The organism is Lewinellaceae bacterium (assembly GCA_020636135.1).
In the GTDB taxonomy this organism is placed as follows: domain Bacteria; phylum Bacteroidota; class Bacteroidia; order Chitinophagales; family Saprospiraceae; genus JAGQXC01.
This window is the reverse complement of record JACJYK010000004.1, coordinates 119,993-130,265: the sequence shown is the minus strand read 5'-3', so window position 1 is coordinate 130,265 and position 10,273 is coordinate 119,993. Positions and strand designations below refer to the sequence as shown.

Genomic DNA, 10,273 nt, shown 5'->3' with positions numbered 1-10,273 from the left:
TGCTCTTTAGTGCCAGAACAGGTGATTTTCTTCAAGCGGATGCAGAGAATAGAAATCAGGTTAGCACCGGTTACATTCCGGTATCTGTCGTGTCTACAGCACTCTGAAATCTCATTGGAACTGAATCAGCGGATTGAAATCAGCTGCTACAAGATGTATCGAGCCTCTGGCTCTTGGGTTTGAGCCTCGGCATTCCCTATGAACACGTATCGGCGTATTGAAGTCCGCGGCTATACGATATGTCGAGTCGCTGGCTCTTTAATTACTTCAATTCATTCTGTCGATGAGGAAATGCAAGATCGGTGCATCATCCGGTGCAATGTTGTATTTTTGAATGCAAGCGATGAAGGTGATGAATCGAGTGACGGGTTTTCTGATGTTATTTCTGGTGGCAGGCGGTCTTTTGCAGGCACAGGAAGGATCGGCATTTCAACTGGTGTACCAGACCTTTCAAACCCATTGTATCCAATGTCATAACCCGACCAGTTTGTCGGGAGGTCTCGATCTGCGTGGCGATGGCACCAGTTCGCAGGCTAACCTGAATCACGTCTACCAAAACCTGGTCGGTGTGCAGCCGCAGAATGCAACGGCCCGCAGCAATGGCAATCAGCTGATCCACCCGGGCAGACCGGACCAATCCTTTCTCTATCGCAAAGTCAACGGTACTTTTGACCCGGATGACGAACTGGCAGCGGGAGAGGGTGATCAGATGCCCCAGGACCAAAGCAGCGTCGTCAGCGCGACGGAAAAAGAATATCTGCGTCAATGGATCCTGTTCGGCGCTCCTTCCAATGGCATGCCCTTCGATACGGGTTTGGTGAATCGCTATTATGCAGGGGACGGCCTGGCTGCATTTCCCAATGGGCCGCCGGCAGCACCCTGGCCGGGTGAGGGGTTTCAGATCAAGACAGGACCTTTCTTCCTGGCACCGGGTACAGAAGATGAGTTTTTTCAAAAATACGAGACCGGCCTGAAGCAGGATGTCGAAGTGCCTCAGATCAAACTCCAGATCTCGGACTTTTCTCACCATTTCATCATGTATGAGTCGACCAATGGGGGTGTGGACCTGCCGGACGGCTTGCGTCGCGAACAAAACCATGCCAACGTCAACATCATTACGGGCGTGCAGCGAACGGAGGACATGGTACTCCCTGAAGGAACCGCATTTCATTGGGATGCCAACTATGTACTGGATCTCAATGCCCATGTTATCAATTACAGCCGCGACAAGGTCTTTAAAGCAGAGGTGTACATCAATGTGTACACGCAACCATCGGGTACGGCAGCCCAGGAGATGCATGCAGTACTGGTTCCCAATCCATTGATTGTCATTCCGAATACGGGTGATACGGTACGCTATCAGCAGACCCTGCGCGTGCCTGACGGGCCGCAAATCTTTGTGTGGGGTGTGCTCGGCCATACGCATCGCTATGGGGTGGATTATAAAGTGTACGAGCTGGATCAAAACGGAAACCGGGGGGCGATGCTCTACGATGCCCAGTGCGCCGACGGCATACCGGGTTGTTTTTCGCCCTATTTCGATTATCAGCACATTCCGACACGCTTTTTCGAACATTTGCTCCCCATACGCCTGGATCGCGGGATCGTACATACGGCTGCGTGGGTAAACAATGGCCCTCAGACCGTGCGGTGGGGACCCACGTCCCAGGACGAGATGATGGTCCTGGGGGTCTTTTACGTAACAGACACCACCGGACTGCAGGTTACGGCTTCCAGGCACGATCTTTCGGTCCCATCATTACAGGTATTTCCAAACCCTGCCAGGGATCAGATCACTTTTCAAACACCAGATGAGGAACCGGGTGTCCTGAGGATCTATGATTTGCAAGGCCGGCTGATCCATCAGAAGCCATTGCAGGGGTTCGAAAATTATCAATGGTTTCCAACCCAAAAGTCGCCGGTGATGCTGTACCAATACATCACCACGAGTGGCCGGAAATATGCTGGAAAGGTGCTCTTTCAATAATCCGTTCCCAATAATCAGGTTGTCTTTTTACCCGCTCACTCCGACGTTTTTTCCGGTACGGAAGGATCGATTTGCCCGGTGAGGAGGCTTTGCTGCAACTTTAGTCCAGCAAAAGTTAATAACCATGAGACAGCATTTTTCCCTAACCATTCTCTGTTTAGCCATTATAGGGCTGAACAGCCTTCAAGCCCATTTGCCGCATCGATTCTCCACACTTACTGGTAATCGGTTGCTCTATCCAGCAATTGCCGCCATAGCAGAAGCTCCAGATGATGCCTGCTCAGCGACATCCCATATCAATATTGCTTCAACCGGCACTACGGCGTCCATCAGCTGGGAAGCGGTAGACGGTGTAACTGCTTTTGATGTCGAAGTGGAGAGTGAGCAAAACACCCCGTTTTTTAAAACAGAGCAGCGAGTCAGCGGAACCACATTTCAGGTCAGCGGATTGACTTCCGGCGGCTTGTACAAAGTAAAAGTGAAGTCACGCTGTGGCGACAAACCGGAGACCATTGTATTCTTCACCGCCGGATCCGGAGATGTCAACCCCGGCAATCCGACAGGACAGCCTACCGGCAGTTGTGCCGCAACATCGCTGATAACCGTGACAGCAGCGGGCACCACCGCAACGATCAACTGGGAGGCAGTGGTTGGTGTCACGACCTTTGAGGTGGAAGTTGAAAGTGAGGAGACAACGCCGGCATTTCACGTAGAGCAGCAGGTGAGCGGAACCACATTTCAGGTCAGCGGATTGACTTCCGGCGGCTTATACAAAGTAAAGGTGAAGTCACGCTGTAGCGACAAACCGGAGACCATTGTATTCTTCACCGCTGGATCCGGAGATGTTAACCCCGGCAATCCGACAGGACAGCCTACCGGCAGTTGTGTCGCAACATCGCTGATAACCGTGACAGTAGCGGGTATCACCGCAACGATCAACTGGGAGGCAGTGGTTGGTGTCACGACCTTTGAGGTGGAAGTTGAAAGTGAGGAGACGACGCCCGCATTTCACGTAGAGCAGCAGGTGAGCGGAACCACATTTCAGGTCAGCGGATTGACTTCTGGCGGCTTGTACAAAGTAAAGGTGAAGTCACGCTGCGGCGACAAACCGGAGACCATCGAATTCTTCACCGCCGGATCCGGAGATGTCAACCCCGGAAATCCGACAGGACAGCCTACCGGCAGTTGTGCCGCAACATCGCTGATAACCGTGACAGCAGCGGGCGCCACCGCAACGATCAACTGGGAGGCAGTGGTTGGTGTCACGACCTTTGAGGTGGAAGTTGAAAGTGAGGAGACGACGCCCGCATTTCACGTAGAGCAGCAGGTGAGCGGAACCACATTTCAGGTCAGCGGATTGGCTTCCGGCGGCTTGTACAAAGTAAAGGTGAAGTCACGCTGTGGCGACAAACCGGAGACCATCCAGTTATTTAATGCAGGTACGACAAGTCCGGACGAAGATAATGCCAAAGGGGATTGCGCTGCTACAGAACAAATCCGGATCGAGCCGCTCTCCGGAACCAGTGTGCAGATAACCTGGCGTCCTGCCTCTGGTGTTACCAATTACGAACTGGAGGTGGAACTGGAAGAATCGGATGTGGCTCAAAGCCTGAATATCATGACTTCGGATACGTCCTGGCAAGTGGATGATTTAGTCCCCGGAGGATTATATAAAGTGCAGGTACACTCGAAGTGCCCATCTGGTGGGGAAGTTAAGTCTGCCGGGGTGTTTTTTATTGCCGGAGTGGATACTACTATTGTAAGTCAGGTAGCTCCTGATTCATGCCTTCCGGTGAGCGGGCTGCGCATCAGTGCTGCAGGCCCGAATGCACAAATCAGCTGGAATGTGGTGCCAGGGGCTGCCTATTATGAAGTGGAAATTGAGGCTGAACAGACCAGCATACCCTGGAAATTAAAAAGATTTGCTTTGGGAACTTCATTGGAAGTGACTGGATTGATAGCAGGGACCACCTACCAGGTCGAAGTGAAAGTTATCTGTTCAGGAGGAGCTATTTCGCTCCCGGAGGTGACTCGTTTTATTCAACCCAATGGAATAGGTCAAACTCCGTCAACCCTGGAGGTGGAGCGACGTACCCGGGAGATCAATGACCTGTCCCTTTCACCCAATCCGGCCAATCGGCAGGTTATGGTTCAGGTAAATAGTTCCACGTTTCAAAATGCCCGGATCACCCTGACGGACTTCACCGGCAGGATCCACTACCAGGCTACACAGCAGGTGCCCGCCGGACCATTTGACTGGAGAATCCCTCTGGAACGAATGGCGACCGGAATCTATCAGGTGACCCTCCAGGTAGGAAATCGAATCTCGGTCGGAAAGCTTTCTATATTTCAATAAATGGTTGAAGGCATCCGGAATGGCCGGGTGCCTTTTTTTATTGATCGATCCGGTAGACGGCCAAAGCATCAGCCATTTTCCGGTCATTGGTCAGCCGGGGTACCTTATTCTGTTCACCCAACTTACCGATGGACTTCATGTAGTTGCGAAAGGCGTTAGGCTGCATAGGTCTGATGACCAATTCACGCAGAATGTTTCCTTGCCGGAGGTCCTTATAATAAATGTTTTGCTTCTGCATGGATTCATCCAAAGCCCGGGTGAAAGCAACCGGGTCGGCAGGTGGGGAGGCATATTCTATGAACCACTCGTGATAGGGTGCACCGCCTTCCGGGGGACTGATCTGAGGTGCCACCGTAAATTCAGTCACCTGGGCAGCATGGCTTTCGATGGTGTCGAGGATGGCCTGATCCACTTCTTTGGCTATCACATGTTCTCCAAAGGCCGAGATGAAATGTTTGATGCGTCCGGTGACGCGCAGCAGATAGGGATTTGTGGAGGTAAATTCGATGGTGTCACCGATGCTGTAACCCCAGAGTCCGGCATTGGAGTTGATGATCACGGCATATTGCACACCGGTTTCGACCTGACCCAGGTGGAGCCGGCGGGGTTGGTCCTGATGAAATTCCTCCACCGGTATGAATTCAAAAAATATCCCCGAATCGGCGTTGAGCAATAATGCCTTTTCATCCGGCCGGTATTGAAAAGCAATGAATCCTTCCGAGGCAGGATAGGTCTCCACTTCATGGATCGGATGACCCACAAGTTCCTGCAATTTTGCCTGATACGGAGCGTAATTAACGCCCCCGTGTACGTAGACCCGGTAATGGGGGAATACTTCTGCAACGGACGATTTTCCGGTAATTTCCAGCAATCGTTCGTAATACATCTGTACCCAGGGCGGAATGCCTCCGATAAGCCTCAGATCTTTGTGCACCGATTCATGGACAATGGCGGTCAATTTTGTCTCCCAGTCTAAAATGCAGTTGATCTCATACGAAGGCAGTTTGTTTTTCTGCAGCCAGTTGGGCACCTGATGGTTGACGATGCCGGAAAGTCTGCCGATGGCAATACCATTATGGGTATCCAGGCGGGGTGAGCCGGAAAAAAAGATCATTTGGCCATCAAAAAAAGAAAAGTCATCCGCGTAATGCGCATAATTAAACAAGGCATTGCGTGCGGTATTAAAGTGGTTGGGCAGGCTGTCCCGGGTGATGGGTATGTATTTGGTCCCGGATGTAGTGCCGGAAGTTTTAGCCAGATAGAGGGGTTTGCCTGGCCAGAGTGCATCCTGTTTCCCTGCTTTCACATCTTCGATATAGCCTTTCAGCGCCTCGTAATCTGCGATGGGTACGGCCTGGCAATAATCCTGATAGGTTTTTACTTTATCGAGTCCGTGGTCCTTGCCAAACTGCGTCTGACGTCCCTTGCTGATCAATTGTTGCAGGATGTCCTGTTGACGCTGGGGCGCTTCTGCTGCCATTTCAGCAGTCTGGCGGACGATACGCCGGGCCAGGGGTTTGACAAATGCTGCTTTAATTCCCATGGCGCAAAAATACGTGATCAGGCTATACTCGAATGAATGTATTTCTGGAAATTATGTAGAGAACGGACCGGAAAAAGCGAAGGTATGCCGGGACAGTGTAGAGACTTCGGTTTGGGATTTTGGCTGCTTTGCAGGAGGTAGCTACTGAAGCACGTTCAGATGGCTGTAAATCTGTCAGACGGGTGTCACAGCCTCAGATGAACCATAGGCAAGGTTAATCTGGAGCGACGGTAGTGTATTCAGTTGGAATAAAATCGGGGATGTGCCTCGTTACCAGCTTTCGGTCATTGAGTAAGAGTGTGGAATGACCTGAATATCACTCCACCTGTTCACATCCACCCTGTAGTTTTCAATTGGATTTTGGTATGCAGGATGCGATAAAAAATCTTGGCTTTTGAGGCTAATTAGCTGAAAAAAGATGCTGCAGCTGATATCCAACCCACTGTTCTACTGCAGCACCCATGAAAACTCAAACACCAACATGTTTGAAATACAATCCTTATAAGCTGGCCTATTTGAGTTAGAATTTTCGTTCTGAGGGTTAAATGTAATCCGGGGATCTACCCCTTCAATGCTTTTTAGGTTTTTGGGTGTATTTCGACGTTGAATGGACACATTAATCCTTTTTTTAGTATGAATGAGGGCTTATCCCAGCGGATTGATCCGCCGGATCAGTAGCGGCTTGAATTGTCTGGAGACCGGAATGATTTTTTTGTTGATTAGCAGGATGCTGTTTTCTTCAATGTCTTTAATCTTATGCAGATTGATGATAAAGGAGCGGTGCACCTTCATCAGATGTGGTTGCTGAATAATCTCATCGATGGCTTTCAGGGTAGAGTGGACCATGAATTGTTCATCTTCTGTAACAAAGGCTACGTAGTCTCCCTTGGTTTCGACGTAAAGCAGGTTATTCAAATCCAGGCGCACGATACGGCCTTCACTGCGGATGAACAAGTCCGGACTTGCTAGAGGCGGCTGATCATTACGGACCAATTCCCGCACCCGTTCGAAAGCATTGGATAATCGCTGCATGACCACCGGTTTGGTGATGAAATCGATGATCTTGTCTTTGAATTCAAAGGCCTGAAGGGCATAATCGGCGCGGGATGTGACAAATATGACGTAAGGAAGATATTGGACGGATTGAACCAGGTCCAGACCGGATAGTCCGGGCAACTGAATATCGAGTAATAAGACATCGACGTATTCCTCCTCCAGAATGCTCAGGGCCTGATTGGCATTGACGCAAGTGCCGACGATTTCGATATCCGGAATTTTGGCGGTCAGTTTTTCCAGCGAGATACGCGACATCTCATCATCATCAATAATCAGGCAACGTATTTCCATTACAGTTGGGTGACAGGTGCAGAGGAAATATGATTGATGATGTCGATGGTTCGTTCCCGGAGCCGGTGGATAAATTCAGACATTTCACCACGCTTCAGCAGTCCTTTCTCCAGATTCATTTCTATCATTTCGATCTCCTTGGCCAGTTCCGGATATCCGATCATGGCGTAGGAAGGTTTAATCTTGTGCAGGTGGTGGATCAGCTGGTCGCCCAAGTCGTTGTCCAGCAATCGCTCAATATCGCGTAGTTCTTCCGGCATATTCCGGATGAATAAGTCGACCATCAGGTAATAGTGCTCCCAGTCGCCATCGTATAGTTCGCTGACCGTCTGGTGCCGCTTCCGTTTTTCAATGTGAGCGGAGGCAGTATCTCCTGAATAATATCCATCCACAGCCTGGATCATCAGGTCAATGATCTGCTCCGGAAGGAATGGTTTGCTCAGGTGGTAGTTCATACCGCTGGCCAGCGCTTTATCTTTTTCGTCCTTAAGTGCCGAGGCAGTGAGTGCGATGATCGGTATGTTTTGATTGACATTGCCCTGCATGGCGCGTAAACGGGCAGTCGTTTCATAGCCATCCAGGTGAGGCATGCGGATATCCATCAGGATGAGGTCAAACCCGTGACGGTCAAGCAGGTCCAGTGCCTTAAGTCCGTCCATAGCTACCTGGGACACCATGCCCAATTTGTGAAAGAGGCTGTTCAGATATTGCTGGTTCATCGTGTTGTCTTCTACGATCAAAACGCGTATCCCGTGCAATTTTTCAATGGCCGAATGGTTGGATAATTTTTCGGGGTAAGGGATTTCGGTTGCCTTTTCGAGTTGCAGATTAAACGTGAAAGTGGTTCCCTGATTGAGGCGTGAAAACACCCTGATCTCGCCATGATGCATCTGGATCAGCTTCTGGCAGATACTCAAGCCCAGTCCGGTACCGCCGTATTGACTCTGGATGGCTTTGCCGGCCTGATTGAAGCGGTCAAAGATGGTGCTGATGCGATCTTCACCGATGCCGATCCCGGTATCTTTGATGGAAAATTCGAAAGTGTAATGCTCGTCAGTCTCCGCCAGTTGACATCCATAAAAGAGAATGTGTCCCTGATTCGTAAATTTCAGGGCATTGGTAAACAGGTTGATCAGGATCTGGCTGAGGACCGTCTTATCTTCAAATACCTCTACCTGCAGGTCTTTCTCCAAATGAATGAATAGAGAGAGGCCTTTGGATTGCACCGGCAGCTGGAAAGAATGGGCTAGGGTATAGACGTGGTCGTACAGGTTAAAGCGCTTTTTATTCAGTTCAAATTTGCCTTCGGTGATTTTGGAGATGTCCAGTATATCATTGACCAGGGCATGCAGGATCTCGGAAGAATTGCGCAGTGAGGTGATCAGTTCATGCTGTTCTTTATTCAATGGGGTGTCAAAAAGCAGGTGAGTGGCTCCCAGGATGGTGTTGATGGGATTGCGAATCTCGTGGCTCATATTGGCAAGGAATTCCTTCTCGGCATCACGGGCGTTCTCTGCTTCCTGCCGCGCTTTCTCCAGTTCCCGTTGCAGCTGTTTCTGCAGGGTGATGTCGTAGTGAATGCCCATGGAACCTATGAATTTGCCGGTCTCATCGTAGAATGGTGCACCTCCGATCAATACATTCATGATTTTGCCGGACTTGGTGATGATCTCGGATTCGTAGACATTGCTGATGCCCTGCTTGCGGCTTTCATCATTCCGGCGCATCATCTCCTTGTAATTGGGTGGGAGCAGCATGTCGATGGCGTTCTGTCCCAGCAGTTCTTCTTCCCGGTATCCGGTGAGTTTGCAAAAACGGTCGTAGGCGCGGATGATGTAACCGTCCTGATTGACTTCCATGATGCCAAACTCCATGTTTTCGATGATGCCCCGGTATTTTTCTTCACTGCGCTTGATCTGCAGTTCTTTGTCCTTACGGGCGCTGATATCCTCAAAATACCACAGGTTACCAAAAAAATCGCCTTCGGAAACAATAGGGACGAAGTTCAGGAGCACCGTCTTATTGTTATTCATGACGATTTCTTCGCCGGCATGAACTTCTTTCGAGTCGATGATGGACCGTATCCTGTCGGCAAAATCATCCGGCGATTTGAACAAATGCCGGTTTTGAAGCAGAAGGCTGGGGAAGTGGCTGCCTTCCAGATCGGATAACTTTTCTTTCAGACTGAAGAGGTTACTAAAGGTGGGATTCAGGATTACGACCTGGTGATCCTGGTTTTCAATGACCATTGCAGCCCGGATGTTGGTAACCAGAGCGGTAACCATGGTCATAAAGGACCGCAGTTTCTGTTCCTTGTGGTATTTACCGGTGATGTCACGGGCGATGGCCGTGAAGTGGAGCTTTCCGTTTTCATCGTTCACCCTGGTCACATTCTGACCGATCCAGATCTCTCCACCGGCGGCATTGATCACGGGAAACTCCAGGTAGGTTTTCTCGATGCCTTCGTCACGCATACGCACATAATACTCATAGACCTTCAGGCGCTGATCCGGGGAGACGAATTCAGAAAAATGCCTTCCGAGGAGATTTTCTTTCCGGTAACCGAATTGGACAACGGCCTGCGTATTGACGAGGGTAAAATAACCGTTCTCATCCACCAGGTAGATGATGTCTGTTGCATGCTCTACCAGATTGTCAAAGGGGTTGCGGACCGGGCGGGTTCCCTTTTCGTCGGATTTCCAACTCGTACCCATGCCCAGTTCCAGTGCCTGCCGGGTGGCATCCAACTCTTTTCTCAGTATTTGCAATTGAGCTTCCGCTTGAGCCCGGCGCTCTTGTTCTTCCTCTAGTCGTTTTTTCCAGTGTTCAGTCTCCTTTTCCATCATAGCGTCTTTAGTCTCAATGCAAATGGCATTCCATCAGGAGTGAGGGAAGACTAAGATACATGAATGATCTTCAATTTCATTTCATTGGATAGAAATGACTCGATTGACTGTTCCGGATCATTGTTTCTGGCGAAGGCACAGATTGGTGTATTTCCGCAAGAAAGGCAGTTAAAAATCACCAAAAAATGATGCTG

Annotated in this window: 5 protein-coding genes; 2 read left to right on the top strand and 3 right to left on the bottom strand. The window is 50.0% G+C overall.

Features of this window, described 5'->3' with window-relative positions:
- The first annotated feature begins 352 nt into the window (after window positions 1–352).
- Complete coding sequence (locus H6570_22455) at window positions 353–1,987, top strand: hypothetical protein (protein ID MCB9322060.1); 1,635 nt, start codon at window positions 353–355, stop codon at window positions 1,985–1,987.
- Between the two features lie 124 nt (window positions 1,988–2,111).
- On the top strand, window positions 2,112–4,343 hold the full coding sequence (locus H6570_22450; protein ID MCB9322059.1) for a fibronectin type III domain-containing protein: 2,232 nt from the start codon (window positions 2,112–2,114) through the stop codon (window positions 4,341–4,343).
- A gap of 37 nt (window positions 4,344–4,380) precedes the next feature.
- On the opposite strand, the gene H6570_22445 is transcribed toward H6570_22450, so the two are convergent.
- The 3 genes from H6570_22445 to H6570_22435 form a co-directional block, all read right to left on the bottom strand.
- Entirely contained in the window at window positions 4,381–5,886 is a 1,506-nt protein-coding gene (locus H6570_22445; GenBank protein ID MCB9322058.1) for a GH3 auxin-responsive promoter family protein, read from the bottom strand.
- Between the two features lie 645 nt (window positions 5,887–6,531).
- Entirely contained in the window at window positions 6,532–7,233 is a 702-nt protein-coding gene (locus H6570_22440) for a response regulator transcription factor (GenBank protein MCB9322057.1), read from the bottom strand.
- Window positions 7,233–10,076 (bottom strand): PAS domain S-box protein, encoded by a 2,844-nt coding sequence (locus H6570_22435; protein MCB9322056.1) that lies wholly within the window; start codon window positions 10,074–10,076, stop codon window positions 7,233–7,235. The genes H6570_22440 and H6570_22435 overlap by 1 nt, the downstream gene beginning before the upstream one ends.
- Window positions 10,077–10,273: the final 197 nt, after the last annotated feature.